Annotated in this window: 24 protein-coding genes and 1 pseudogene; 13 read left to right on the top strand and 12 right to left on the bottom strand. The window is 58.8% G+C overall.

Going from position 1 to position 24282, the window contains the following annotated elements:
* Positions 1 to 72: 72 nt before the first annotated feature.
* A complete protein-coding gene (mscL, locus tag AC1RQB_RS08390) occupies positions 73 to 486 on the top strand; it encodes a large-conductance mechanosensitive channel protein MscL (RefSeq protein WP_063342463.1) in 414 nt (137 codons plus the stop codon).
* Positions 487 to 528: 42 nt separating this feature from the next.
* Here mscL and AC1RQB_RS08385 read toward each other — a convergent pair whose 3' ends face one another.
* Positions 529 to 1305, bottom strand: coding sequence for a ferredoxin--NADP reductase (locus AC1RQB_RS08385; RefSeq protein WP_063342462.1), 777 nt, complete (start codon positions 1303 to 1305; stop codon positions 529 to 531).
* 291 nt (positions 1306 to 1596) lie between these two features.
* Between AC1RQB_RS08385 and AC1RQB_RS08380 the strand changes: the two genes are divergently transcribed.
* Entirely contained in the window at positions 1597 to 2304 is a 708-nt protein-coding gene (locus AC1RQB_RS08380) for an autoinducer binding domain-containing protein (RefSeq protein WP_008069989.1), read from the top strand.
* 191 nt (positions 2305 to 2495) lie between these two features.
* Complete coding sequence (locus AC1RQB_RS08375) at positions 2496 to 3620, top strand: methyltransferase (RefSeq protein WP_063342461.1); 1125 nt, start codon at positions 2496 to 2498, stop codon at positions 3618 to 3620.
* A gap of 71 nt (positions 3621 to 3691) precedes the next feature.
* Here the strand turns inward: AC1RQB_RS08375 and AC1RQB_RS08370 are convergent, their stop codons facing one another.
* From AC1RQB_RS08370 to AC1RQB_RS08360, 3 genes are read right to left on the bottom strand one after another with little or no spacing between them, the layout of a single operon-like run.
* On the bottom strand, positions 3692 to 3859 hold the full coding sequence (locus tag AC1RQB_RS08370) for a DUF2474 domain-containing protein (RefSeq protein ID WP_162830918.1): 168 nt from the start codon (positions 3857 to 3859) through the stop codon (positions 3692 to 3694).
* A gap of 51 nt (positions 3860 to 3910) precedes the next feature.
* The gene (gene cydB / locus AC1RQB_RS08365; protein ID WP_007895284.1) at positions 3911 to 4918 is read right to left on the bottom strand and encodes a cytochrome d ubiquinol oxidase subunit II; all 1008 of its coding nucleotides are present in this window, start codon (positions 4916 to 4918) and stop codon (positions 3911 to 3913) included.
* A gap of 3 nt (positions 4919 to 4921) precedes the next feature.
* Entirely contained in the window at positions 4922 to 6364 is a 1443-nt protein-coding gene (locus AC1RQB_RS08360; protein ID WP_063342460.1) for a cytochrome ubiquinol oxidase subunit I, read from the bottom strand.
* 505 nt (positions 6365 to 6869) lie between these two features.
* Between AC1RQB_RS08360 and AC1RQB_RS08355 the strand changes: the two genes are divergently transcribed.
* A complete protein-coding gene (locus tag AC1RQB_RS08355; protein WP_063342459.1) occupies positions 6870 to 8108 on the top strand; it encodes an MFS transporter in 1239 nt (412 codons plus the stop codon).
* Positions 8109 to 8187: 79 nt separating this feature from the next.
* On the top strand, positions 8188 to 8475 hold the full coding sequence (locus AC1RQB_RS08350; protein WP_063342458.1) for a HigA family addiction module antitoxin: 288 nt from the start codon (positions 8188 to 8190) through the stop codon (positions 8473 to 8475).
* Between the two features lie 6 nt (positions 8476 to 8481).
* On the opposite strand, the gene AC1RQB_RS08345 is transcribed toward AC1RQB_RS08350, so the two are convergent.
* Together AC1RQB_RS08345 and AC1RQB_RS08340 are read right to left on the bottom strand one after the other, a co-directional pair.
* On the bottom strand, positions 8482 to 9033 hold the full coding sequence (locus tag AC1RQB_RS08345) for a DJ-1 family glyoxalase III (RefSeq protein ID WP_008070008.1): 552 nt from the start codon (positions 9031 to 9033) through the stop codon (positions 8482 to 8484).
* A 67-nt stretch (positions 9034 to 9100) separates the two neighbouring features.
* Positions 9101 to 9556 (bottom strand): DUF4879 domain-containing protein, encoded by a 456-nt coding sequence (locus AC1RQB_RS08340; RefSeq protein ID WP_063342457.1) that lies wholly within the window; start codon positions 9554 to 9556, stop codon positions 9101 to 9103.
* 227 nt (positions 9557 to 9783) lie between these two features.
* On the opposite strand from AC1RQB_RS08340, the gene AC1RQB_RS08335 reads away from it, so the two are divergent.
* A complete protein-coding gene (locus tag AC1RQB_RS08335; RefSeq protein ID WP_007895297.1) occupies positions 9784 to 11079 on the top strand; it encodes an NCS2 family permease in 1296 nt (431 codons plus the stop codon).
* The gene (gene trmA, locus AC1RQB_RS08330; protein ID WP_063342456.1) at positions 11076 to 12155 is read left to right on the top strand and encodes a tRNA (uridine(54)-C5)-methyltransferase TrmA; all 1080 of its coding nucleotides are present in this window, start codon (positions 11076 to 11078) and stop codon (positions 12153 to 12155) included. The genes AC1RQB_RS08335 and trmA overlap by 4 nt, the downstream gene beginning before the upstream one ends.
* 54 nt (positions 12156 to 12209) lie before the next feature.
* Here trmA and AC1RQB_RS08325 read toward each other — a convergent pair whose 3' ends face one another.
* A complete protein-coding gene (locus tag AC1RQB_RS08325) occupies positions 12210 to 12656 on the bottom strand; it encodes a DUF2442 domain-containing protein (protein ID WP_063342455.1) in 447 nt (148 codons plus the stop codon).
* Positions 12653 to 13081: a hypothetical protein gene (locus AC1RQB_RS08320; RefSeq protein ID WP_063342454.1), complete on the bottom strand. Its 429-nt coding sequence runs from the start codon at positions 13079 to 13081 to the stop codon at positions 12653 to 12655. The genes AC1RQB_RS08325 and AC1RQB_RS08320 overlap by 4 nt, the downstream gene beginning before the upstream one ends.
* Before the next feature lie 262 nt (positions 13082 to 13343).
* On the opposite strand from AC1RQB_RS08320, the gene AC1RQB_RS08315 reads away from it, so the two are divergent.
* From AC1RQB_RS08315 to AC1RQB_RS08305, 3 genes are all read left to right on the top strand, one after another.
* A complete protein-coding gene (locus AC1RQB_RS08315; RefSeq protein WP_063342453.1) occupies positions 13344 to 14255 on the top strand; it encodes a LysR family transcriptional regulator in 912 nt (303 codons plus the stop codon).
* A gap of 178 nt (positions 14256 to 14433) precedes the next feature.
* Positions 14434 to 14874, top strand: a complete 441-nt coding sequence (gene aroQ, locus AC1RQB_RS08310; RefSeq protein WP_063342452.1) for a type II 3-dehydroquinate dehydratase — start codon at positions 14434 to 14436, stop codon at positions 14872 to 14874.
* Positions 14875 to 14879: 5 nt separating this feature from the next.
* Positions 14880 to 15734: a shikimate dehydrogenase gene (locus AC1RQB_RS08305; protein ID WP_063342451.1), complete on the top strand. Its 855-nt coding sequence runs from the start codon at positions 14880 to 14882 to the stop codon at positions 15732 to 15734.
* Between the two features lie 75 nt (positions 15735 to 15809).
* Here the strand turns inward: AC1RQB_RS08305 and AC1RQB_RS08300 are convergent, their stop codons facing one another.
* Both AC1RQB_RS08300 and quiC read right to left on the bottom strand, forming a co-directional pair.
* The gene (locus AC1RQB_RS08300) at positions 15810 to 16487 is read right to left on the bottom strand and encodes a TetR/AcrR family transcriptional regulator (protein ID WP_007895309.1); all 678 of its coding nucleotides are present in this window, start codon (positions 16485 to 16487) and stop codon (positions 15810 to 15812) included.
* 103 nt (positions 16488 to 16590) lie between these two features.
* Positions 16591 to 18492, bottom strand: coding sequence for a 3-dehydroshikimate dehydratase QuiC (quiC, locus tag AC1RQB_RS08295; protein WP_063342450.1), 1902 nt, complete (start codon positions 18490 to 18492; stop codon positions 16591 to 16593).
* A 487-nt stretch (positions 18493 to 18979) separates the two neighbouring features.
* On the opposite strand from quiC, the gene AC1RQB_RS08290 reads away from it, so the two are divergent.
* Positions 18980 to 20317: an MFS transporter gene (locus AC1RQB_RS08290; protein ID WP_063342449.1), complete on the top strand. Its 1338-nt coding sequence runs from the start codon at positions 18980 to 18982 to the stop codon at positions 20315 to 20317.
* Positions 20318 to 20366: 49 nt separating this feature from the next.
* Here AC1RQB_RS08290 and AC1RQB_RS08285 read toward each other — a convergent pair.
* Positions 20367 to 21248 (bottom strand): annotated as a pseudogene (locus tag AC1RQB_RS08285) (DMT family transporter); the annotation flags it as partial.
* A gap of 135 nt (positions 21249 to 21383) precedes the next feature.
* Positions 21384 to 22160 (bottom strand): IclR family transcriptional regulator, encoded by a 777-nt coding sequence (locus AC1RQB_RS08280; protein ID WP_008070030.1) that lies wholly within the window; start codon positions 22158 to 22160, stop codon positions 21384 to 21386.
* Positions 22161 to 22395: 235 nt separating this feature from the next.
* Here AC1RQB_RS08280 and ypfJ point away from each other — a divergent pair, with 235 nt between their 5' ends.
* The gene (gene ypfJ / locus AC1RQB_RS08275) at positions 22396 to 23289 is read left to right on the top strand and encodes a KPN_02809 family neutral zinc metallopeptidase (RefSeq protein ID WP_063342447.1); all 894 of its coding nucleotides are present in this window, start codon (positions 22396 to 22398) and stop codon (positions 23287 to 23289) included.
* The gene (locus AC1RQB_RS08270) at positions 23289 to 24248 is read left to right on the top strand and encodes an alpha/beta hydrolase (protein ID WP_063342446.1); all 960 of its coding nucleotides are present in this window, start codon (positions 23289 to 23291) and stop codon (positions 24246 to 24248) included. Before ypfJ ends, AC1RQB_RS08270 begins: the two co-directional genes overlap by 1 nt.
* The last annotated feature ends 34 nt before the right edge of the window (positions 24249 to 24282 follow it).

The following is a 24282-nucleotide window of genomic DNA, read 5'->3' as shown; positions in this document are numbered from 1 at the left end:
CGTTTCGAGCAGGAGCCGTTTTGCTGATTTACACTGCGCTCACCAACCTCATCTGTAACAAGGAAATAACCTATGGGCGTGATAAGTGAGTTCAAGGCCTTCGCGGTCAAAGGTAATGTGGTCGACATGGCCGTGGGTATCATCATCGGCGCCGCCTTCGGCAAAATCGTTTCGTCGTTTGTCGGCGACGTGGTGATGCCACCCATAGGTTTGCTGATCGGTGGGGTGGACTTCAGTGATCTGGCCGTTACGCTCAAGGCTGCCAACGGTGACGTGCCAGCGGTAGTGCTGGCCTACGGTAAGTTCATCCAGAGCCTGATCGACTTCATCATCGTCGCCTTCGCGATCTTCATGGGCGTCAAGGCCATCAACCGTCTGAAACGCGAAGAGGCCGTGGCGCCAACCCTGCCGCCGGTTCCGACTAAGGAAGAAGAGCTGCTGGAAGAGATTCGCGATCTGCTCAAGGCTCAGAACAATCAGCCCTGATGACTGATTGCCCAAGAAACGGCGCCTTTGGGCGCCGTTTGTTTACCAGTAGTTTTCCACTGCCACCTGGCCGGGTCGTCGACTGAGGCTCAGGTGCATGTCCCGTTGTTTGAGCAACTTGCGCGTGTCATCGATCATCTGTGGATTACCGCAGAGCATCACCCGCGAATGCTCGGCTGTCAGCGCTACACCTGCGGTGCGCTCTAGCTCGCCACTTTCCATCAGTGTCGTGATCCGTCCATTCAGGGCCCCAGGATGCTGCTCGCGGGTGACGGTGGCAATGAACTGCAGCTTGTGCGCGTACTCAGCCAGATAATCGCGCTGGGCCAGCCCTGCAATCAGCTCCTGATACGCCAGTTCCCGCGCTTCGCGCACGCTGTAGACCAGGAGGATTCGTTCGAATTTCTCCCACACCTCGAAGTCCTGCAGGATCGACAGAAACGGCGCCAACCCGGTGCCTGTGGATAACAACCAGAGGTCACGGCCATCGACGAAGCGATCCAGCGTCAGATAACCAAAGGCCTGCCGGTCGACGAGCAGCGTATCGCCGACTTCCAGCCGGCTCAGTTCACTGGTGAACTCCCCCCCCGGCACAACAATGGAGAAGAACTCCAGGAACTCGTCATAGGGGGACGAGACCATGGAATAAGCCCGCCACACTGTACTGCCGTCGGCCTTGGTCACGCCCAGCCGGGCGAATTGCCCTGCGCGAAAACGAAAGCCCGAATCCCGTGTGGTTCGCAGGGTAAACAGGTTTGGAGTCAACGGTTGGACGTCGAGCAGTGTCTGACGTGTGAATTTCTCTGCACTGGCAGTCATGGGTCGCTCCATTCAACAGATAATGCCAGTGTCCCGCAAAGCAGAGGGCATAAACACCGGTGATTTGTAATGGCTTTTGCCTTACCTCACCAAACAGTAGAAACACAAATATGATATGCAGTTGACGACTGTTGCTTCGTTAGCAGGCTAAGAACTGGTTTATACAATTGCAATTTTTTTTTAAGAACAAAAAAATCCACCACGTATGTAAGAATTCTCCTACAATCGTGGCGTGCCGGATATCGGATCCAATCAGCACCAACGACAGTAAGTCCGCAATGGAGTTACCCAATGAAAGTGTGGAAGGAATCACAGTTAACGCAGCTTTCTTACGCTCAGAAAATAGAGACCGCGTACGAGATTTCTCTCAATCTCGTTAAAAATCTTGGCTTTAATTTCTGTGCGTTTTCAATAACATCCCAAGTAAGGGGGATACGCCGCCATACGATCAATCTGAATAATTATCCCACCGAATGGAACACAAAATATGAACAAGAGCACTTCAGTGAAGTCGACCCGATACTAGCCCATTGCAATCATTCCGAATTACCGATTCTTTGGCAGGAAGAAATCTTCTGCAAGACACCAACACTGCGGCAAGCACAAAAACAGCAAGGGTTGCGCTATGGCTGGTCCCAATCCGTTCATGATGAGAACGGGCTTTGCAGCATGCTGAGCCTGGCCAGAAGCCACTGTCCGATTACGACGCATGATCTGTATAAAAATCTGGGCTACGCGATGTTCATTAGCCGTCACTTGCATGGGCTTGTGGCGAAAGAACTGCCTGTGCCCTCAAAACCAGGCACAGTGCATTTATCATCCCGGGAAATCGAGGTGTTGAAATACTCAGCCGATGGCAAGACGGCAGACGAGGTCGCGATCATCCTCAACCTGAGTCCAAGCACGGTACAGTTCCATATACGCGGCGCCATCCGAAAATTTGGCGTAAACAACAAAATTGCGGCAGTGATCAGAGCCGCGAGAGTGGGCGTCATCTGAATCTGTTTGAATCCTCTAATCCCCGCGAGTAATCCAAGCGAAAAAACCGTACCATCTGCGATCCAGTCCTGAGTGATGCCGTGTGAAATTCCACGACGTAGTCCACTCGGAATGGCTCGCCCGTTATAAGCCTCTGCGCGGCGGGCCACTCGTTGATTATCCTCCGTTGATTACCCAGAGCCCCTCGTCTCATGCCTCTGCTCGAAACCCCCTTCGCTCAACTCGATCTGATCCGCCAGCCAGAACAGCAGAACGAACCATTGCAAGCCTTTGATGCCGCAGACGAATACCTGCTCAATCATCTGGCCGGGCAACAATCGGCAGCCGATACCCGCGTGCTGGTGCTCAACGACAGCTTCGGTGCTTTGGCCGCCAGCCTGGCGGGCAAGGTTCGGGTGACCAGCAGCGGCGATTCGTTTCTGGCATTTCAGGGACTGGAAAAGAACCTGATACGCAATGGCCAGACGTTTGATGCAGTGCCGAAGGTGCCTGCCAGCGAAGCGTTCATCGGGCCGTTCGACCGGGTATTGATCCGGGTACCAAAAACCCTGGCCCTGCTGGAAGAGCAACTGATCCGGCTACAAGGGCAATTGGCTCCCGGCGCTCAAGTGATTGCGGCCGCGATGGTGAAGCATTTGCCACGCGCTGCGGGCGATCTGCTGGAGCGTTACATCGGCCCGGTGCAAGCCTCGCTTGCCGTCAAGAAGGCTCGACTGCTGATCGCCACGCCCCAAGACAAAGCGCCCGCGACCTCCCCCTACCCGACCCGCTATCGACTCGACGACCCTGCGATCGAACTGCTCAATCACGCCAATGTGTTCTGCCGCGAAGGGCTGGATATCGGCACGCGGGCCTTTTTGCCGCACTTGCCGAAGAACCTCGGCGCAGCACGGGTTGCCGATCTGGGGTGTGGCAACGGTGTGTTGGCGATTGCCAGTGCCCTGCAAAACCCTGAGGCGCACTACACGCTGGTGGACGAATCGTTCATGGCGGTGCAATCGGCCGCTGAAAACTGGCGCGCGGCGCTGGGCGATCGCGACGTGATCGTGCGGGCCGGCGATGGTTTGGCTGAGCAGGAACCTCAATCCCTGGACGTGGTGCTGTGCAATCCGCCGTTTCACCAACAGCAGGTGGTCGGCGATTTCCTGGCTTGGCGGATGTTCCAGCAGGCGCGTGAATCGTTGGTAGTGGGCGGCGCGCTGTATATCGTCGGCAATCGTCACTTGGGTTATCACAGCAAGCTGGCGCGGTTGTTCCGCGGCGTCGAGCAAGTCGCGGCCACCCCCAAGTTCGTCATTCTCAAAGCACGCAAATAATCACGGACAAAAAAAACCCTCCATCGAAGGAGGGTTATAAATCCGTGCCGCAAGGCAACGGGATGGGAAGTTCAGTGGGTACTCAGGCCCGCGGCATTCATGAACATCCGCATTAGCGTGGCCACGATGAACAGTGCCACGACGCTGCCGGCCCAGATCATCGCCAGCCAGCCGAGTCGCTGCCAAAGCGGCTTTTTCTCGGCGGCTTCGATTTCCTGCAAATCAGGTTTGCCAGCCATCATCGTTTTCTCCTCTGCAACGGCGCAGGATTCAATTCTGCGCCGTAGTCACTAGTGGTAACCATCTTCGTGGGTGACCTTGCCGCGGAACACGTAGTAGCTCCAGAAGGTGTAGCCCAGGATGAACGGGATGATGAACAGCGTGCCCACCAGCATGAAGCCCTGGCTTTGCGGCGGTGCGGCGGCGTCCCAGATCGAGATCGACGGCGGCACGATGTTCGGCCACAGGCTGATACCCAGACCGCTGTAGCCGAGGAAGATCAGCACCAGGGTCAGCAGGAATGGCGTGTAATGCGCATTGCGGGCCACCGCGCGAATCAGACCGTACAGGGTCACCAGCACCAGAATTGGCACCGGCAAGAACCAGAACAGGTTCGGCAGGGTGAACCAGCGCGCGGCGATCTCGGCATGGGCCAATGGCGTCCAGATGCTGACAATGCCAATCACCGCCAGCAACACGAAGGCCAACGGGCGCGCCAGGTCATGCATCTGTTCCTGCAACTTGCCTTCGGTTTTCATGATCAGCCAGGTGCAACCGAGCAGCGCGTAAGCCACCACCAGCGCCGCACCGCAGAACATCGTGAACGGTGTCAGCCAGTCGAGTGAACCGCCGGCGAACTGACGGTTGACCACCGGCAGCCCATCGATGAACGCACCCAATGCCACGCCCTGGAAGAAGGTTGCGGCGATCGAGCCACCGATGAATGCCTTGTCCCAGAGGTGGCGCTTGTCGTCCTTGGCCTTGAAGCGAAACTCGAAGGCCACACCGCGAAAAATCAGCCCGATCAGCATGAAAATCAGCGGCAGGTACAGCGCCGAGAGCACCACCGAATAGGCCAGCGGGAAAGCGCCGAACAATGCCGCGCCGCCCAATACTAGCCAGGTTTCGTTGCCGTCCCAGACCGGGGCGACGGTGTTCATCATGACGTCACGATCACTCTTGCCCTTGATGAACGGGAAGAGAATGCCGATTCCAAGATCAAAGCCGTCCATGACCACGTACATCATGATGCCGAAGATGATGATCACGGCCCAGATCAGCGGAAGATCAATACCCATGATTCAAATCTCCTTGGTCAGGCTGGGGCTGTTATCAGCTTCGGTGCCATCGCCATCGGCTGCAGACAGCGGACGGGCCGGTGTGCGCTTCTGGCCAGGGCCACCTTCGTTGGTTTCCTTGCCTTCGTCGATTTTCGGCCCTTTGCGCACCAGACGCATCATGTAACCAAGACCGGCACCGAACAGCGCGAAATACACCACAACGAACATGATCAAGGTGATGCTCATCTGCACGAAGCTGTGCCCGGAGGACGCATCCGCCGTGCGCATCAGCCCATAAACCACCCACGGCTGACGGCCGATTTCAGTGGTGAACCAGCCGGCGAGGATCGCGATCAGGCCAGACGGCCCCATCCACAGCGCCAGGTACAAGAACGGCCGCGAGGTATACAGCTTGTCGCGCTTGCGCAGCCACAGGCTCCACAAACCGGTGAAGATCATCAGCATGCCCAGACCGACCATGATCCGGAACGACCAGAACACGATGGTCGAATTCGGCCGGTCTTCAGGCGGGAATTCCTTGAGCGCAGGGACCTGTTTGTCCAGGGTGTGGGTCAGGATCAGGCTGCCGAGGTACGGAATTTCTACCGCGAATTTGGTCTTCTCAGCTTTCATGTCCGGCCAGCCGAACAGAATCAGCGGCGTCGGTTCGTCGCCGTGATTTTCCCAGTGGCCTTCTATCGCAGCGATTTTCGCCGGCTGATGCTTGAGGGTATTGAGGCCATGAAAGTCGCCGATAACCGCCTGAATCGGGGCAACGATCAGCGCCATCCACATCGCCATCGAGAGCATGGTGCGGATGGCCGGGTTGTCCTTGCCACGTAGCAAGTGCCAGGCCGCCGACGAGCCTACGAAGAACGCGGTCGCAACGAATGCCGCCGTGGCCATGTGCATCAGGCGGTAGGGGAACGACGGGTTGAAGATAATCGCCAGCCAGTCCACTGGAATGACCTGGCCGTTGACGATCTCGTAGCCTTGCGGGGTCTGCATCCAGCTGTTGGAGGCCAGAATCCAGAAAGTAGAAATAAGGGTGCCGATGGCCACCATGACGGTAGCGAAGAAGTGCAGCTTGCGCCCGACCTTGTTCCAGCCGAACAGCATAACGCCGAGGAAACCGGCTTCGAGGAAGAAGGCGGTGAGCACTTCATAGGTCAGCAACGGCCCGGTCACCGAACCGGCGAAGTCCGAAAAACGGCTCCAGTTGGTGCCGAACTGATAGGCCATGACCAAACCGGACACCACGCCCATGCCGAAGTTGACGGCAAAGATCTTCGACCAGAAATGATACAGATCGCGGTAAGTGTCGTTGTGCGTTTTCAGCCACAAGCCTTCGAGCACCGCCAGGTAACTCGCCAGGCCAATGGTGATGGCCGGGAACAGGATGTGAAACGAAATGGTGAATGCGAACTGAATCCGGGCGAGATCAAGTGCCTCCAAACCGAACATAAGTCTTCCTCTGTCAGGTAATACCGGCTGAAGGCTTGCGGCCTACACCCACTGCCCCCACGGATATGGAGTGTGGCGAATTCGAATTCGTTCTTTTTGTACCATCATCACAAACGTAGGGAGTCTGGCCATCTGGCCGCCGGATCAATTCCACGAAGGGTCTTGATCTGGATCAAGCAACGTTGAAAGAGTAGTCGCATTTTTGCCGATGGACGGTGTGGTCTATTGCCGCGTGACAGGTTGCCTCATGGGGGTTTGTCATGCGTTGCAATACATTTTTAGATGGGTGAACTAACTGTGGCGAGGGGGCTTGCCCCCGTTCGGCTGCGCAGCAGTCGTAAAGGTCTGGGGTCGCTTCGCGGCCCAACGGGGGCAAGCCCCCTCGCCACAGGGATTTCGTATGCTCTGTAGATCGGTGTCTAGCTAACTAAATTTCTCAGCCCTGCAACTTCTGGTTACAGGTTGGTGATAATCTCGCCCTTCCCCCGCCCAGACCTGCCTTCAGATGCCCAGCCAAGCGCCCCTGCTGTTACGTCATCACCGCCCGTTTATCGCGTTCTGGCTGGCTCGGGTGTTCACCACCAGCGGTTTTCAGATGTTGACCGTGGCCATTGGCTGGAATCTGTATCAACTGACGGGCAATGTGCTCGATCTGGGCCTGGTGGGGCTGGTGGAATTTGCCCCTCGAGTGTTGTTCATGCTGCACACCGGGCATGTCGCGGACCGCTATGACCGGCGCAAGGTCGCGGCGATCTGTCAGTCACTGCAAGCGCTGATCGCCCTGTCACTGGCCATCGGCAGCGCGACCGACCATGTCACCCGAGAGATGATCTTCATCCTCGCGTTCCTGCTCGGCGCCGCCCGCTCCTTTGAAATGCCGACGACCCAGGCCTTGCTGCCGAGCATCGTGCCCAGCGCGTTATTTCCCCGTGCCGTTGCCGCCGCGCAATCGGCACAACAATCGGCAACCATTGTCGCCCCGGCGCTGGGCGGTTTGCTCTACGCCTTCGGCAGCGTCTGGGTGTATGGCCCGACGGTGATCCTTTACCTCATCGCCTGTGCGCTGATGCTCAACCTTCCGGCCCGGCAGACACCGCTGAACAAGGGCAAGGCCACCCTGGATTCGCTGCTGGCGGGCATCCGCTTCATTCGCAGTCGCCCGGACATTCTCGGGGCGATTTCCCTGGACCTGTTTGCCGTTCTGCTGGGTGGCGCAACCGCGCTGCTTCCGGTGTTCGCCAAAGATATTCTGCTGACCGGCCCGTGGGGTCTGGGCCTGCTGCGTTCGGCCCCTGCAGTCGGTGCGCTGCTGATGTCGCTGTTTCTGGCGCGATTTGCCGTAGAGCGAAACGTCGGGCGGGTGATGTTCACGGCCGTGGGTGTATTCGGCGTGGCGACCATCGCTTTCGGCCTGTCGACTTCCTTCTGGTTCTCTCTCGCCGTGCTGGTGGTATTGGGCGCAGCGGACATGATCAGCATGGTGATCCGCGCCTCATTCGTGCAACTGGAAACCCCGGACGAGATGCGCGGCCGGGTCAGCGCTGTGAATGGCTTGTTCATCGGCGCTTCGAATCAGCTCGGCGAGTTCGAATCAGGCCTGACAGCCCACTGGTTCGGCACCGTGCCAGCAGTGGTCATGGGCGGCATCGGCACGCTGATGGTGACCGGGGCCTGGATCAAACTGTTCCCGACCCTGGCCAACCGCGACCGAATGCATGTGCCGGTGGAAGAGGTCAGGGTCTGATGTAGCTCAGGATACGGAAGTTGGTTCGGATATCGAACTGGTCGACTATCTGGATTACCACTGACAGGAGGCAGGACCAATGCCCATGCACAACCCGCCACACCCTGGCGAAACACTCTTGATGGATGTATTGCCCGAGCTTGGTGTCAGCGTCACCGAACTGGCCAGGCACCTTGGATTCGCCCGCCCGCATCTTTCGCGAGTGCTGCACGGCCATGCGCCCATCAGTCCGGACCTGGCGGTACGTCTGGAGCGGGCTGGAATCGGTAAGGCCCGGATGTGGTTAGGGGTTCAGACCGACTATGATCTCTGGCAAGCGGAGCAGCGTGAGCAACCCTTCATCGAACCGATTGCTATCCACGCCTGACATTCACTAAACCACCAACTCTCCCGCCACCGTCGACCGCGTGGCTTTGCCGCAGAGTTGCTCCACCAGTGTCAGCGCAAACTCCAACGCGGCGCCCGAACCCTGAGCGGTGATGCAGTTGCCATCGACCACCACCGGTTGATCGATGAAGTTGCAACCCGACAGTTGATTGCTGACCGTGGGCAGGCAAGTCATGCGCCGCTGGCGCAAAACGCCAAAGGTTTGCAGCGCCAGAGCCGGAGATTCGGCAATACCGGCGAACAGGCGCCCGGCGGCGGCCTGGTCCTTGATCAATTGTTGCAAGGGTTGGTGGGCCGCCAAATGCTGCGCCCCTACGGCACCGCCAGGCAGCACGATCAGGTCGAAGGGTTGGGCCAGTAAATCCACCAACATCGCATCGGCGGTCAAGCGGGTGCCGCGAGCGCAGGTGAGCATACGCCGTGCCTCGATGCTGGCCACCACCACTTCAACCTTGGCGCGGCGCAGCACATCGATCAGGGTCACGGTTTGCAGATCGTCGATGCCCTCGGCGAGGGTAATCAGGGCTCTAAAGGTCATGGGCGCGGTCCACAGGATGATCTTTAAAGCGTAGTCAGCTTTCCCGCCCCTTGTTCGAGGCCAGCCGTTACTTGATGTAAAGCTGCGTCGACAGCGTGTTGCCGGGGGCGTTGATCGAGGTATTGCTGAACGTGAAGGTGCCGTCCTGCTTGCCCGCCAGGTTGAAGATGTACAGATAGCCGACGGTTTTTTTCCCGGCGGAGCACTCGGTCAGGTTGCCGGTATCAAAAGCACAGACAGGGGTGCGGGTGCCGTTCACCTCGAAACCGTCCAGTGCGACATGGGCTGCACGGCCGTAGCCGACCTCCAGCACATACACCTTGATGTTTGGCCCTTTGTGGTCGCAACGGGTTTGCGCCTGGCCGTCCGCGATATTTTCAAAGCCACAGCCTGGCGATTCGACCTTGAGCACCTTCACCTGGCTCAACGGTTGAGCCATGGCCGCAGAGGCTGTTTGCGCGCCGATGAAACAGCTGAGCAGCAATCCCAATACCGCAATCACACGCTTATTAATGCAATACATATCTACCCCCTCCCTCCCCCAAAAAAACAGCGCGCAGTATGGCGCAGTTCCCTTTTATGCAAAACATCGACGACGATCACAGCCATAAGCAGCCATAGCCCCACGCTGCTGGTATGATGCGCGGCTTTTTCCGACCCCACAGAAAATTCCCAGGCGCCTGCTGCGGCCTGTGCTTTGCTGTTGAGGTCGATACATTCACGGCGCCGGGCGCGCCACGGGGAGCAGACATGCTGGAAAGGCTGTTTCAACTCAAGGCACACAACACCAACGTGCGGACCGAGATTCTGGCGGGCGTTACGACTTTTTTGGCCATGGCCTACATTCTGTTCGTCAACCCGAGCATCCTCGGCGAGACTGGCATGGACAAAGGTGCGGTGTTTGTCGCCACCTGTCTGGCAGCGGCCATCGGCTCGGCAACAATGGGCCTGATCGCCAACTACCCGATCGCCCTCGCGCCGGGCATGGGCCTGAATGCCTTCTTCACCTACACCGTGGTCCTGCACATGGGCCACACCTGGCAAGTGGCGTTGGGCGCGGTGTTCATCTCGGCGGTGATGTTTTTCCTGCTGTCGATCTTCCGCATCCGTGAATGGATCATCAACAGCATCCCGCTGGCGCTACGCTCGGCGATTGCCGCCGGTATCGGCCTGTTCCTGGCCCTGATCGCCCTGCACAACGCCGGCATCGTGGTCAGTAACCCGGCGACCATGGTCGGCCTCGGCGATCTGAAGCAACCGGCACCGATTCTCGCGACCCTTGGTTTTGCCCTGATCGTTGCCCTCGAAGCCCTGAAAGTGCGCGGTGCTGTGCTGATCGGCATTCTGTCGGTGACCATTGTCTCCATCCTGTTGGGCTTCACCCCGTTCGGTGGCGTGATGTCGATGCCGCCGTCGCTGGCACCGACTTTCCTGCAACTGGACATCAAAGGCGCACTGGACATCGGTCTGGTCAGCGTGATCTTCGCCTTCCTGTTCGTCGACCTGTTCGACAACTCCGGCACCCTGATCGGCGTCGCCAAGCGCGCCGGCCTGATGGGCAAGGACGGCCACATGCCGAAAATGGGCCGCGCCCTGATCGCCGACAGCACCGCGGCCATGGCCGGCTCCTTGCTGGGTACGTCGACCACCACCAGTTACATCGAATCCGCAGCCGGCGTGAGTGCCGGTGGCCGCACCGGCCTGACCGCCATCGTGGTCGCTATTCTGTTCCTGCTGGCGCTGTTCTTCTCGCCATTGGCAGCCAGCGTTCCAGCCTTCGCCACCGCGCCTGCGTTGCTGTTCGTCGCCGTACTGATGACATCCGGCCTGGCGGAAATAGACTGGGACGACATCACCGTCGCCGCACCGGTCGTGGTCACCGCCCTGGCCATGCCATTCACTTATTCCATCGCCAACGGCATCGCCTTCGGTTTCATCTCCTGGACGGCCATCAAGTTGTTGTCCGGTCGCGGCCGTGAATTGAATTCGGCGCTAGTGATTCTGTCGATTCTGTTCGTGATCAAATTGGGTTGGTTCAACGCATGACTTTTGACTCCCAGGCTTACGCCGTTCAGCTCGAAGAAAAGGTCACGCGCCTGCGTGACCTGCTGGCCCCGTTCGATGCACCCGAACCTGCAGTGTTCGATTCGCCGCTGAAAAACTTTCGCCTGCGTGCCGAATTCCGCCTGTGGCGTGAAGCCGGCGAGCGCCACTACGCAATGTTTTCCCTGGAAGACAAACGCACGCCGATCCTGATCGAAGAATTCCCGATCGCAAGCCTGCGCATCAACCAGTTGATGCCGCAACTCAAGGCGGCGTGGCAAGCGAGTGCGGCCCTGAGCCACAAGCTGTTTCAGGTGGAGTTCCTCACCACCCTGGCTGGCGATGCGATGATTACCCTGTGCTATCACCGCCCGCTGGACGAGCACTGGCACGCGGCCGCGTCGAAACTGGCCGCCGACCTGAATGTCAGCATCATCGGTCGCTCGAAAGGCAAACGCGAAGTGATCGGTCACGATTACGTGGTCGAGAAACTCGAAGTAGGCGGCCGCACCTTCAGCTATCGCCAGCCGGAAGGCGCGTTCACCCAACCCAACGGCACGGTGAACCAGAAGATGCTCAACTGGGCGTATGACGCCCTCGGCGATCGCTCCGACGATTTGCTGGAGCTGTATTGCGGCAACGGCAACTTCACCCTGCCGCTTGCGACCCGCGTGCGCAAAGTGCTGGCCACCGAAATCAGCAAGACCTCGGTCAATGCGGCGCTCAGCAACCTGAGCGAAAACGCAGTGGATAACGTCACGCTGGTGCGTTTGTCTGCCGAAGAACTGACCGAAGCCCTGAACGAAGTTCGCCCGTTCCGCCGCCTGCACGGCATCGACCTCAAGAGCTACGAGTTCGGTAGCGTGTTCGTCGACCCGCCCCGCGCCGGCATGGACCCGGACACTTGCGAACTGACCCGACGCTTCGACAACATCCTCTACATTTCCTGCAACCCGGAAACCCTTGCGGCAAACATCGCCCAACTGCACGACACGCACCGCATTACCCAATGCGCGATGTTCGACCAGTTTCCGTGGACCCATCACATGGAATCCGGGGTGTTGTTGACCCGTCGTTGATCGCAGCCTCCACCCACAAATCAGCCGTCCACTGGACGGCTTTTTTGTGGGCGATCAAAGCGCCGCATCGGTCTTGCGCGGGCGACCACCCTTCTTGCCATTGGCCCGCGCAGCCTCGGCCTTGGCTGCGCTGCTCTGACGACCATTGCGCGATGCGATCACCGAGGCGGCCATATCCATCAGCGGTTTGCTCGCCGAGATCAAGCCGGCGATGGACACCTGCAGATCCTTGTCTTCATGACAAAGTGCGGCTCCGGCGAAACCGACTTTCAGACCGGCGAAATCCTCGGTCTCAAAACCATCGAACTCCGGATAGTTTTTTACTGGCAACAACACACCGCTGCCATCCTCAAAGCCGACGGCGAGACATGGATCAAGAAAGATCACCGTGGTTGCACTCAATCCGGCACGACGGCGTGCCCCACCACGCTCGATCGCTTCGTCCAGAGCGCCTTCGGTCACGGGGTGATCGACCTGCATGTTTGCGCTTATCGTTTTCATAATTCGATCTCCACGCCTTCTGGTGCTCCCATCAGGCTCAGCAGGGTCTTGTTGCTCTCCGGCTCATAGCGAGCCGAACCAATTATGTAAGTCGTGCTGCCAATCCACTTCATCACGACCACTTCATTGCCCTGCCAATCCCATAACTGATTGTCGAGGCAGGCCGTCTGCAATTTGCTCCACCAGATGCTGCGGGCTCGCCGTAAATGGGCAGGTTGCCTCAGCGCCTGACGCAATCCCTCCAGCACAGCCAGAGGAGGTCGATGCGAATGAGGGACGACATCCCAGAGCTCGACGCCGTTGTGCCAGAAGCTGAACCTGAAGCGCGCGCTCCATGTGCCTGCGTCGACGTGAACGTGTGGCGGGCAATGCTCATCACGCAACATGACCACCAGTGAAAACCCTTTGTAGCGGCATACATTCATGCTAACCCATCCGTTAGGTTATAGAGTTCGAAGATTCGCCATTCCTTGAAGAATCCGATAACTGGCACTGATCGATTGGTCAACCGGCCACGTTTGAGCCTAGCGTTCCAAGTCGATCGGACTCCGCCAATCAAGGCAAAAAAGAGTAAGCAATCCTTTCATCGCCAACCTGGCCGGTGCTGACCCCGGCACTGTATTTATGTGCCCTCATTTGATAAACACAGCCTTCAAACACTTCATTTGATTCCCGGTGTAATCAATCATGCAGCGACATTTCGACGATCTTCAATTAGGCAGCATCGAACTGTTTTGCCTGGCCGCCGAAGCCGGCAGCTTTACCGCCGCAGCCCAGGTGGCAGGCGTGACCCCGGCCGCCGTCAGCCGCTCGGTGTCGCGCATGGAAGAACGTTTGGGTGTGCGGCTGTTTGCGCGTACCACCCGCAGCGTCAAGCTGACCGACAGTGGCCGGCGTTATTTCGAGGAGTGTCGTGAGGCTCTCGCACAACTGGTCGAGGCCCAGCGCGAGGTGATGGGGCAGCAGCAAGAACCTTCTGGCACGTTGCGCATCAGCATTCCCACGACCTATGCCCATCATCGAATCCTGCCCTTACTGCCTGCGTTTCGGGCGCGCTTTCCCGCCGTGAAAGTCGAGGCACACATCAGCAATCGCAACATCGATTTCGTCGGCGAAGGCTATGACATGGCAATCCGTGTGCGGGCCATTCCCGACTCCGGGTTGATTGCACGGCCGTTGGAGGACGCCGCGCTGGTGATGATTGCCAGCCCTGATTACCTGAAGCGCGCCGGCACCCCGCAGACCCTGGATGACTTGGCTCAGCACGAATGCATCCAGTACGAACTGCCCAGCAGTGGGCGGCGGATTGCCTGGCTGTTCAACGACAACGATGTGTCGCTGGAGATTCTTGCCGAGGGCAACTACTGCTGTTCCGATGACGTATTGGGCGGCGTGACGCTGGCAAAAAGCGGTGCCGGAATCTTTCAAACCTATCGCTTCATCGTCGAAAAGGAACTGGCGGACGGTTCGCTGGTGGAAGTGCTCAAGCCCTATGGCGGACGCTCCCGCCCTTTCACTCTGCTGTATCCGCAAAGCCGCCATGTGCCGTTGCGGCTAAGAGCGTTTATCGATTTTCTGGTTGAGCATCTGCCTCGCTGAAAAGATCGCACCTGTAGGAGCTGCCGAAGGCTGCGATCTTTTTGCGCATGTCCGATCACCGCACAAATAATCCAGATCCGACGTCCTCTTCAATTGACCTTATTAACCAGTTAGTACAATTTCTCCCCACAGGCTGAAACCCTCGGCCAATGCCAAAAATAATATGTGGAGAGACCCGATGTCCCCTATCGTTCTGGTGCTCAACGGCCCGAACCTGAACCTGCTGGGCACCCGTGAACCGGCGACTTACGGCCATGAAACCCTGGCGGACATTTCAGCGCTGTGCGGTCGCGCTGCCGAAGAGTTCGGCCTGACGGTGGAGTTTCGCCAGACCAACCATGAAGGCGAACTGCTCGACTGGATTCACGCCGCCCGTGGCCGCTGCGCCGGGATCGTCATCAACCCGGCCGCCTGGACTCACACCTCGGTCGCCATTCGTGACGCCCTGGTCGCCAGCGAACTGCCGGTGATCGAAGTGCATCTGTCCAACGTCCATGCCCGTGAACCCTTCCGGCATCACTCCTTTGTTTCGTCCATCGCCGCTGCGGTCATGTGCGGTTTCGGCAGCCACGGCTATCGTTTGGCGCTGGAGCATTTCAGCCATCGTTTGGAAGGTTAAGCGTCATGACACAGAACACCGTGGTATTGGCCGGGCTGATCGGTGCCGGCATTCAGGCTTCCCGCACTCCCGCGCTGCACGAGCATGAAGGCGATGCGCAGGGCTTGCGTTACCTCTATCGGTTGATCGATCTGGATCAATTGAAGCTCGACAGCAGTGCCCTGCCCGACCTGCTGATGGCCGCCGAACGGATGAATTTCACCGGGCTGAACATCACCTTCCCGTGCAAGCAGACGATCATCCCGTTGCTGGACGAATTGTCGCCGGAAGCCCGCGGTATTGGCGCGGTGAACACGGTGGTCCTAAAGGACGGTAAACGCATCGGCCACAACACCGATTGCCTGGGTTTTGCCGAAGGCTTTCGCCGTGGCTTGCAAGGCGTTGCTCTCGAGCGTGTCGTACAAATGGGCGCTGGTGGCGCAGGCGCGGCAGTGGCCCACGCGCTATTGAGCGAAGGCGTACAGCTGCTGAGCATTTTCGATGTGGATCAAAGTCGCGCTCAGTCGCTGGCGAACAACCTCAATCAGCATTTCGGTTTCGGTCGCGCCGTGGCCGGACATGATTTGCCAGGCACGTTGGGCCAGGCAGACGGGCTGGTGAATACCACGCCAATGGGCATGAAAAAGCTGCCGGGCATGCCAGTGCCGCTAGAGCTGCTTCGGGCGCAGTTGTGGGTTGCGGAGATCGTCTACTTCCCACTGGAAACCGAACTGCTGCGCAACGCTCGCGCGCTGGGTTGCCGAACTCTGGATGGCGGCAACATGGCGGTGTTTCAGGCGGTGAAGGCGTTTGAACTGTTCAGCGGCGTGGTGCCGGATGCTCAGCGGATGCTGGCGCATTTTCAGAGCATGAATGGTTGAAAAGCTTCGCGGGCAAGCCTCGCTCCTACGGGATAACCGCTGGCCCTGTAGGAGCGAGGCTTGCCCGCGAAGACGTCAGGCCTGCAGATATCGCAAAACCGACTCGCAAATCATCTCCCGATGACGCTGCTTGATGCTTTCGTCCGGCAAGTCGATCTGAAAGATCTCACCGAAGGTATGGCGGTTCGACACCCGATAGAAGCAAAACGAGCTGATCAGCAGATGCACATCCAATGGATCGAGGTCGGTGCGGAATACACCTTCTTCGCAGCCGCGACGCAAAATCTCGCCCAGTGAATCGAGGATGGTGTTGTTCATCGCCTTGATCGCATCGGAACGCTTCACGTACTCGGCGTTGTGAATGTTCTCGATGCAGACGATACGCACGAAATCGACGTTGCGATCATGGTGATCGAAGGTGAATTCCACCAACCGTCGAATCGCTTCCACCGGCGCCAGTTCGGCCAGGTGCAGACGGTTCTCGGTGCTGCGGATATCCCCGTAGAGTTTCTCCAGCACCTCGACGTAGAGCTGTTCCTTACTGCCGAAGTAGTAATAGATCATGCGTTTTGAGGTGTGGATGCGTTCGGCAATTGCATCGACGCGCGCACCGGAAAGTCCCTGCTGAACGAACTCGACAATGGCCTCTTGAAGAATGTTCTCGCGGGTCTTTTCCGGGTTGTTCTTGCGACTCTTGCGAGGCTCGGCAATTGGCTTTTCGGGCGCTACGGAGAGTTCTGTAATTATTGTCATTGCGGGCTCACGGCCATCACTGCACAAGCTGGCGATTATGGGCTGCCGCGCACAGTGAAGGAAGCCGCGAGGCAGCAGTTATGTACCCGTGTTTACGATTTTCCTACAACTTTGCCTGACGTACGCCACCACTTCGCGATTTGGCCATGGCCGCCAGTCGCACCGCGACGTTGGCCGCGCCGTAACCCGCGTAGCCGTTTTTGCGCTGGATGATTTCAAAGAAGAAGCGCCCTTCGAATGGCTCGGTGTACACATGAAACAGCTCGCCGCCCTGAGCATCGCGGTCGTAAAGCACGTTGAAATAGGCCAGTTCGCTGAGGAACTCATCGTTGAAATCGAACCGCGCGGCGAGGTCATCGTAGTAGTTGAGCGGGATATCCAGCAGCGGCACGCCCGCCTCCTTGGCGCGGCTGACTTCGGCAAAGATGTCGTCGCAATCGAAAGCGATGTGATGCACGCCGGAACCGCGATAACTCGACAGCGCGTGTGAGATGGCGGTGTTGCGGTTCTCGGAAATGTTCAGCGGCAGGCGGATCGAACTGCAACGGCTGCGCAATGCGCGGCTCTTCACCAAACCATACGGATCAGGCAGCACCACTTCATCGTCGGCTTCGAAATCCAGCAGGCTTTTATAGAACAGCACCCAACTGTCGAGGCTGTCGGCGGGCAGCGCCATCGCCATGTGATCGATACGCTTGAGGCCACCGCTGGCCACGGCCGTCGGTTGCAGATTGAAGTCGGTGCCATAGACGTCGGCGTTCTGATCCACCAGGTAAATCAGACTGCCATCCGGCGCACGCACCGCTGCCAGTTCAAGCTCATTGGGGCCAACGAGTCCGCGATAGGGCTGGCCTTTGTAAGCCACGGCACGGGCCAGCGCACTGGCGCTGTCCTTGACCCGCACGGCGGTGGCGCACAGCGATGGGCCGTGGGACTCGAAAAAACTGTGAGCGAAAGAATAAGGCTCGGAGTTGAGGATCAGGTTGATATCGCCCTGACGCAACAGGCTGACACTCTTGGAACGGTGCTGCCCGGCCTTGACGAAACCCAGCCGCTCCAGCCAATGGGACAGCTTGGCGCCAAGGCTTTCATCCACTGCGAATTCAAGAAACTCGATGCCGTTGTATTCGCTGGCGCCTGGGGTGTCGAACAGAATGTCGCGATTGGCCGCTGGCGTGGCTTCCTGTTCCAGACGTTGGCGGGTTTTCTCTTCCAGATACAGCAGCGAACGCAAACCGTCGGCGGCGTTGGCCCGTGGCGGTGCGGCACGGAAGCCGTCGTTGAAGATCTCCAGCGACAGCGGCCCGGTGTAGCCACTCTTGATGATGGGCGCGAGAAAGCCCGGCAGATCGAATTCGCCCTGGCCCGGGAAGCAACGGAAATGTCGGCTCCACTCCAGCACGTCCATGGCCAGGATCGGGGCGTCGGCCATTTGCACGAAGAAGATTTTGTCACCGGGAATCTCGGCGATGGCGCTCGGATCGCCCTTGAGCGACAACGTATGAAAACTGTCCAGCAATACGCCGAGGCTCGGATGATCGGCCTGGCGCACGATGTTCCACACCTGCTGATACGTGTTCACGTGTCGACCCCACGCCAGCGCTTCGTAGCCGATCCGCAAACCACGAGCGCCGGCCCGTTCGGCGAGCAGGCGCAAGTCATCGACCAGGATCTGCTCATCACCGATGGAGTCGGCCGAGGCGTTGCTGCACACCAGCACCAGGTCGGTGCCCAGTTCCTGCATCAAATCGAACTTGCGCTCGGCCCGTTCCAGATTGCGCGGCAGGCGATCGCGGCGGCAACCTTCGAAATCCCGGAAGGGTTGAAACAGTGTGATGGCGATTCCGAGATCGGCGCACATCTGCCTGATTTCCCGAGGGCTGCCGTCGTAGTAGAGAAGGTCGTTTTCGAAAATTTCCACCCCGTCAAAACCGGCGGCGGCGATGGCTTCGAGTTTTTCCGGCAGGGTACCGCTCAAGGAAACGGTGGCAATGGAACGCTGCATGTGTCGACTCCCGGTGGTGGGGACATTCTTGTTGGGTAAATTATTGTCTTGACGAATCCACACAGCAATTCAAAGTGTACTACCCAGTTAGTTTTGCGGGCGATTATCGAACACAATGGCGGTTGGCGAATTGACGATTTTTCGTCCACTGCGCAACATCGACTACACATTGAGTCCGGTCACGACCCATGGACTCGGTTACCAAAGACCCTGAACACCACATAAAAATTTCAAAAAACGGGTACACGCTCATGCGCTCATTCAACGCCTTGTTTGCTTGCTCCACCGCCCTCGCACCTCGCCTGGCATCCATCCGAAGCTTGCGCCCCCTCGGCCGAACCGTGCCGCTCGCTGAATAAAACGTTGTCGTCACCTGACGAGAACACCTCAGCCGATCAATCTCACCCGCGCCCGTCGCCATCGATTGATCACGCGCCCTTGAAGTCCCGACAAGCCTCGCTTGTCAGTCATTGAACGGATGGCATACATGTTTCCTTCTCAAAGCTCTCGCGTGGCTTCGGCCCAAAGCGTCGCCACTGGCGGCATCGGCGACAAAATCCGCGGCGCCATGGCCGTCGGCAAAACCCGTTGGGGAATGCTGGCGCTGGTGTTTTTCGCCACCACCCTGAACTACATCGACCGCGCCGCCCTGGGCGTGATGCAACCGATCCTGGCCAAGGAAATGAGCTGGACGGCGATGGACTACGCCAACATCAACTTCTGGTTTCAGGTCGGCTACGCCATCGGCTTCGTGCTGCAGGGCCGGCTGATCGACCGGGTCGGCGTGAAACGCGTGTTCTTCTGCGCGGTGCTGCTCTGGAGCCTGGCCACCGGCGCTCACGGCCTGGCCACTTCGGCGGTGGGCTTTATGGTCTGCCGGTTCATTCTCGGCCTGACCGAAGCCGCCAACTACCCGGCCTGCGTGAAAACCACCCGGTTGTGGTTCCCTGCCGGCGAGCGCGCCGTGGCCACCGGCATCTTCAACGCCGGGACCAACGTCGGTGCGATGTTCACGCCGATGCTGCTGCCGCTGATCCTCCACGCCTGGGGCTGGCAAGCCGCGTTTCTGTGCATGGCGGCACTGGGCGGCATCTGGTTGCTGTTCTGGGGTCTGAAGTACTTCAACCCGGAAGATCACCCGAGCGTCAAACAATCGGAACTGGACTACATCCAGAAGGAAGTCGAGCCGGAACAATCCCGCGTACCGTTCTCGCGAATCCTGCGCATGCGTGGCACCTGGGCCTTCGCCCTCGCCTACTCGATCACCGCGCCGGTGTTCTGGTTCTACCTGTACTGGCTGCCGCCGTTCCTCAATCAGCAATACAACCTGGGGATCAACGTGACCCAGATGGGTATTCCGCTGATCATCATCTACCTCACGGCTGACTTCGGCAGTGTCGGCGGCGGGATCCTGTCCTCGTTCCTGATCGGTCGCGGGATCAACCCGATCAAGGCGCGATTGATGTCCATGTTCCTGTTCGCCTGCTGCATCATCGGCGTGGTCATGGCTGCCGGCTCGAGCAACCTGTGGCTCGCGGTGTTCGCCATCTCCCTGGCCATCGGTGCGCACCAGGCCTGGACCGCGAACATCTGGAGCCTGGTGATGGACTACACGCCCAAGCACATGATGAGCACGGTGTTCGGCTTCGGCGGGATGTGCGCGGCAATCGGCGGGATGTTCATGACCCAATTGGTCGGCCACATTCTGACGGTCACCAACAACAACTACACCGTACTGTTCACCATAATTCCGGCGATGTACTTCATCGCACTGATCTGGATGTACTTCATGGCACCGCGCAAGATTCCTACCGTCACCGCGTAAACTCCCTTCCCCCGGCAGGCCTGATTCCAGGCCTGCCTCTATCCTCTTGTCGACGACGCTGTTGCCAGGCTGCCGCCAACCCGCTGCAGCAAATCACCACGATCCCGATCACCGTAGTCAGGGTCGGCGTGTGGGAAAACAGCCACCAGCCCAGCAAACCTGCAAAGACAATCTGGCAATAGCCGAACGGCGCCAACAACGCGGGCGCGGCGTAACGGAAGGCCTGGGTCAACAACAGATGCGCCGTCATTCCGCACGCCCCCAGCGCCACCATCAAAACTCCATGACCCACGCTTGGGACTTGCCAGAAGAACGGCACCAGCGCACTCATCACCAACGTATTGCAGAGCCCGGCGAAAAAATTGCTGGTGGTCGGGCTATCGATTTCGCTGAGCTTGCGGGTGAGCAATTGATAGAAGCAGAAAAACAGCGCTGAGCAGAACGGCAGCAACACCGCAGGCGTGAACAGTTCGCCGCCGGGATGGACGATGATCAACACCCCGATGAACCCGCAAATCACCGCCAGCCATTGCCCGCGCGTCACCTGTTCACCGAGCAGTGGCACCGACAGCGCCGTGACCAATACCGGTGCGAGAAAATTGACCGCCGTGGCTTCGGCCAACGGGATGAACAACAGCGCACCGGTAAACAGCAGGCTGGTTCCCAATAAGCACAACGCCCGCATCAACTGCAGTAATGGCCGCTTGGTGCGCAGGACACGCAACCCGGATTGCGGGAGAAAAATCCCGGCCATCAACAAGGTGTGAATCACGTAGCGAGCCCAGACCACCATAACGACCGGATAAAACCCGCAGAGGTATTTCGACAAGGCGTCATGGCTGGAAAACAGAAAGGTGGCGACCACCACCAGCAGGATGCCTTTGAAAGGATGATTGACGCCGCAGAGCGGGGTGCTGATAGACGACGTCAAGGCGAGGTTCTCTTCTGGCGGGATAATTCCAACAATTTAGAACCCGGTTCCAGATTCTTATAGTTGCAGCGTCTGAAAGTGTGCGAACAGCGCACGGTTTTTTATCGACTTCCGGATCGATGGGGGCAAGCGCTATCAGCTAAAGAGCTCCGACGCCTGACTCGCTGCCGACAGTTCTTGGGCGAACGCCAACAACGTCGGTGCCAATTCATGCAGTCGCGCTCCCGGCATCCGCGCGCTCGGCCCGGCAATGCTGAGCACGCCGATCACTCGCCCCTGCAGTGGATGACGGATAACCGCAGCAATCGCCGACGTGCCTACCGCCGAACTTTCCTCGACCCAGGCATAGCCCTGCTCCCGCGCCAGGCGCAGCCGCTCCAGCAGTTCGATGTTGGAGCGTGGCGCATTGGGCCCAAGGCCCTCGGGCTTCTCGATGGCCTGGCGCTCAACCAGCGACAACGCTTCGGCATCGCTCATGCTGGCCAGCCACGCATGCCCGGAAGCGGTATAGAACAGCGGCGCATCGCGCCCCATGTCCGGGTCGTAACGCAGGCCGGAACGGGCGCCCTGGGATTTGGCGATCCAGGTCTGGCGCTCGCCTTCGATCACCCCCAGACGCACCAGCTCGCCGGTCTCCCGGGCCAGCCGATCCAGCACTGGCTGGACAATGTCCGCACCACTGCCGGACAAGTAACGAAAGCCCATGGCGACCAGTTTGGTCGATAAGTGATAACGCAGGTTTTGCGGATTCTGCCGCACATACCCCAGACGAATCAGCTCGGCGAGCAGACGGTGGGTCGCGCTCTTGGGAATGTCCAGTTGCTCGGCCAGGGTCTGCATCGGTAAACCTTGAGGTTCACCGGTAAGGCTTTCCAGCACGCTGAAAACACGTTCGATCTGACTGCCTGCCATGGGGGATTCCAAAACGAAATTTGACTGATTCTAAAAGACAACTCGAAGGAAGCAAAATCTGGAACCTGTCCGGCAGCCGAACCTGCAGCACCCGTCCGTCCATGAAACCGCTAATGTCGCCACTTAGGAGAACCCCTGACGTCGAGGGCTGTCAGACGACCGGACTGGCGCCATACCTACTCACCGGCAACACTCATCACCATGCGCCTTCATCAGGCAAAAAAGAGGATCCCCCATGCTTTGGAAAAAAGGCCGACGCAGCGACAACGTGGTCGATGCCCGTGGCGATGATGTCGGTGGTGGGGGCGGTGGAATGCGTTTTGGTGGAGGCAAGGGCCTGAGCCTGACGGCGATCCTGTTGATCGTCGGGATCGGCTGGATCACCGGCCAGGACCCGCTGCAGATCCTCGGCCAACTGACCGGGCAAATGAGTGAGCAGTCAGCCCCGGCCCCCACCCAAACACGCAAGGCGCCACCGGCCAATGATGAAGGGGCCGAATTCGTGCGCTCGATCCTCGGCGATACCGAAGACACCTGGCGCCAGATTTTCCAGCAGGCCGATCGGCAATATAAAGACCCGACCCTGGTGCTGTTCAGCAACCGCGTCAACTCGGCCTGCGGCCTGGCGACTTCAGCAACCGGTCCCTTCTATTGCCCGGCTGACCAGAAGGTCTACTTGGACATGAGTTTCTTTCAGGAGATGTCCCAGCGCTTTTCCGCCGCTGGCGACTTCGCCCAGGCCTACGTAATCGCTCACGAAATCGGACACCACGTGCAGACCCTGCTCGGCGTTTCAGCGAAAATCCAGACCGCTCGCCAACAGGGCCGGCAGATGGAAGGCGACAATGGTTTGCTGGTGCGCCAGGAACTGCAGGCCGATTGTCTGGCCGGCGTCTGGGCCAACAATGCGCAAAAACGTCTGAACTGGCTGGAACCCGGTGACATCGAAGAAGCCTTGAACGCCGCCAACGCCATCGGCGACGACCGCTTGCAACAGCAAGGTCAGGGCCGCGTGGTGCCGGATTCCTTCACCCACGGCACTTCGGCCCAGCGAGTGCGCTGGTTCAAGGCCGGATTCGCACAGGGCCAGGTGAGCCAGTGCGACACCTTTGCCGCGAAGAATCTGTGATGCGTAAGTGGCTGCTGGTTCTGTTAATCACCTGCGCAAGCACCCAGGCTGCCGAGCAAGGGGTCAAGGCGATCAGTTCCGGGCGCTTGCTGTTGAGCGCCGGGGAAATCGCGGTGAGCATGGGCCCGACACCGGAAAAAATCGAACGTGTGGTGATCATCGTCCATGGTCGATTACGCGATGCTGAAACCTATCGCCAAAGCGCCGAACGCGCTACCGAGCAGGCCGGGCAAAGCGCGAACACCTTGGTACTCGCCCCGCAGTTTCTCAACGAAACCGACGTCGCGAGCCATCCGGTGCCTGACAGTGTTTTACGCTGGCAAGGCAATGACTGGATGGCCGGCGGTTTATCCACCGCGCCGTTTACGCTGAGCGCCTATGCGGCGCTCGACGAAATCATCGCGCGCCTGGGTGATCGGCGACAGTTTCCAGACGTGAAGCAAATCGTCATCGCCGGTCACTCCGGCGGCGCTCAGGTGGTTCAACGTTATGCCTTGCTGAGCCACCCTCAGCCAGCCCTCGACGCGGAGGGCGTGAAAGTGCGCTATGTGATCGCCAATCCTTCGTCGTATGCCTACTTCAATGAGCAACGGCCAGTGGCGTTCAGTCACGCGAAATGTCCGAATTTCAATCGCTGGAAATACGGGCTGGCGGATCTGCCCGCCTATGCCGATGGGCAGACACCTGCGCAACTCGAAGAAAACTACGTCAAACGTGACATCGTTTATTTACTCGGGCAGCAGGACATCGACCCGAATCATCCGGCGCTGGATAAAAGTTGCGAGGCCAAAGCCCAGGGTGCTTCTCGATTGATTCGTGGACGCCACTATTTCAATTATCTGAAACGGCGCCATTCTCAAGGATTGAGTCAGCAGCTCATTGAAGTGCCTGGGGTCGGGCACAATGGGGATGGGATGTTTACCTCGCCTGAGGGGCAGAAGGTGTTGTTCGGGCAGTGAGGGTTGTGGTGCCGGCCAGTGCCCCTTCGCGAGC

This window comes from Pseudomonas sp. GW822-FHT02E03 (genome assembly GCF_058802325.1).
Note: the sequence above shows the minus strand (reverse complement) of the source record. Positions and strands in the feature narration are given on the sequence as shown.

What these genes read in the sequence shown, in the direction of transcription:
- mscL (WP_063342463.1), top strand. Translation starts at nt 73, where the DNA reads ATGGGCGTGATAAGTGAGTTCAAGGCCTTCGCGGTCAAAGGTAATGTG.
- AC1RQB_RS08385 (WP_063342462.1), bottom strand. Translation starts at nt 1,305, where the DNA reads ATGACTGCCAGTGCAGAGAAATTCACACGTCAGACACTGCTCGACGTC.
- AC1RQB_RS08380 (WP_008069989.1), top strand. Translation starts at nt 1,597, where the DNA reads ATGAAAGTGTGGAAGGAATCACAGTTAACGCAGCTTTCTTACGCTCAG.
- AC1RQB_RS08375 (WP_063342461.1), top strand. Translation starts at nt 2,496, where the DNA reads ATGCCTCTGCTCGAAACCCCCTTCGCTCAACTCGATCTGATCCGCCAG.
- AC1RQB_RS08370 (WP_162830918.1), bottom strand. Translation starts at nt 3,859, where the DNA reads ATGGCTGGCAAACCTGATTTGCAGGAAATCGAAGCCGCCGAGAAAAAG.
- cydB (WP_007895284.1), bottom strand. Translation starts at nt 4,918, where the DNA reads ATGGGTATTGATCTTCCGCTGATCTGGGCCGTGATCATCATCTTCGGC.
- AC1RQB_RS08360 (WP_063342460.1), bottom strand. Translation starts at nt 6,364, where the DNA reads ATGTTCGGTTTGGAGGCACTTGATCTCGCCCGGATTCAGTTCGCATTC.
- AC1RQB_RS08355 (WP_063342459.1), top strand. Translation starts at nt 6,870, where the DNA reads ATGCCCAGCCAAGCGCCCCTGCTGTTACGTCATCACCGCCCGTTTATC.
- AC1RQB_RS08350 (WP_063342458.1), top strand. Translation starts at nt 8,188, where the DNA reads ATGCCCATGCACAACCCGCCACACCCTGGCGAAACACTCTTGATGGAT.
- AC1RQB_RS08345 (WP_008070008.1), bottom strand. Translation starts at nt 9,033, where the DNA reads ATGACCTTTAGAGCCCTGATTACCCTCGCCGAGGGCATCGACGATCTG.
- AC1RQB_RS08340 (WP_063342457.1), bottom strand. Translation starts at nt 9,556, where the DNA reads ATGTATTGCATTAATAAGCGTGTGATTGCGGTATTGGGATTGCTGCTC.
- AC1RQB_RS08335 (WP_007895297.1), top strand. Translation starts at nt 9,784, where the DNA reads ATGCTGGAAAGGCTGTTTCAACTCAAGGCACACAACACCAACGTGCGG.
- trmA (WP_063342456.1), top strand. Translation starts at nt 11,076, where the DNA reads ATGACTTTTGACTCCCAGGCTTACGCCGTTCAGCTCGAAGAAAAGGTC.
- AC1RQB_RS08325 (WP_063342455.1), bottom strand. Translation starts at nt 12,656, where the DNA reads ATGAAAACGATAAGCGCAAACATGCAGGTCGATCACCCCGTGACCGAA.
- AC1RQB_RS08320 (WP_063342454.1), bottom strand. Translation starts at nt 13,081, where the DNA reads ATGAATGTATGCCGCTACAAAGGGTTTTCACTGGTGGTCATGTTGCGT.
- AC1RQB_RS08315 (WP_063342453.1), top strand. Translation starts at nt 13,344, where the DNA reads ATGCAGCGACATTTCGACGATCTTCAATTAGGCAGCATCGAACTGTTT.
- aroQ (WP_063342452.1), top strand. Translation starts at nt 14,434, where the DNA reads ATGTCCCCTATCGTTCTGGTGCTCAACGGCCCGAACCTGAACCTGCTG.
- AC1RQB_RS08305 (WP_063342451.1), top strand. Translation starts at nt 14,880, where the DNA reads ATGACACAGAACACCGTGGTATTGGCCGGGCTGATCGGTGCCGGCATT.
- AC1RQB_RS08300 (WP_007895309.1), bottom strand. Translation starts at nt 16,487, where the DNA reads ATGACAATAATTACAGAACTCTCCGTAGCGCCCGAAAAGCCAATTGCC.
- quiC (WP_063342450.1), bottom strand. Translation starts at nt 18,492, where the DNA reads ATGCAGCGTTCCATTGCCACCGTTTCCTTGAGCGGTACCCTGCCGGAA.
- AC1RQB_RS08290 (WP_063342449.1), top strand. Translation starts at nt 18,980, where the DNA reads ATGTTTCCTTCTCAAAGCTCTCGCGTGGCTTCGGCCCAAAGCGTCGCC.
- AC1RQB_RS08280 (WP_008070030.1), bottom strand. Translation starts at nt 22,160, where the DNA reads ATGGCAGGCAGTCAGATCGAACGTGTTTTCAGCGTGCTGGAAAGCCTT.
- ypfJ (WP_063342447.1), top strand. Translation starts at nt 22,396, where the DNA reads ATGCTTTGGAAAAAAGGCCGACGCAGCGACAACGTGGTCGATGCCCGT.
- AC1RQB_RS08270 (WP_063342446.1), top strand. Translation starts at nt 23,289, where the DNA reads ATGCGTAAGTGGCTGCTGGTTCTGTTAATCACCTGCGCAAGCACCCAG.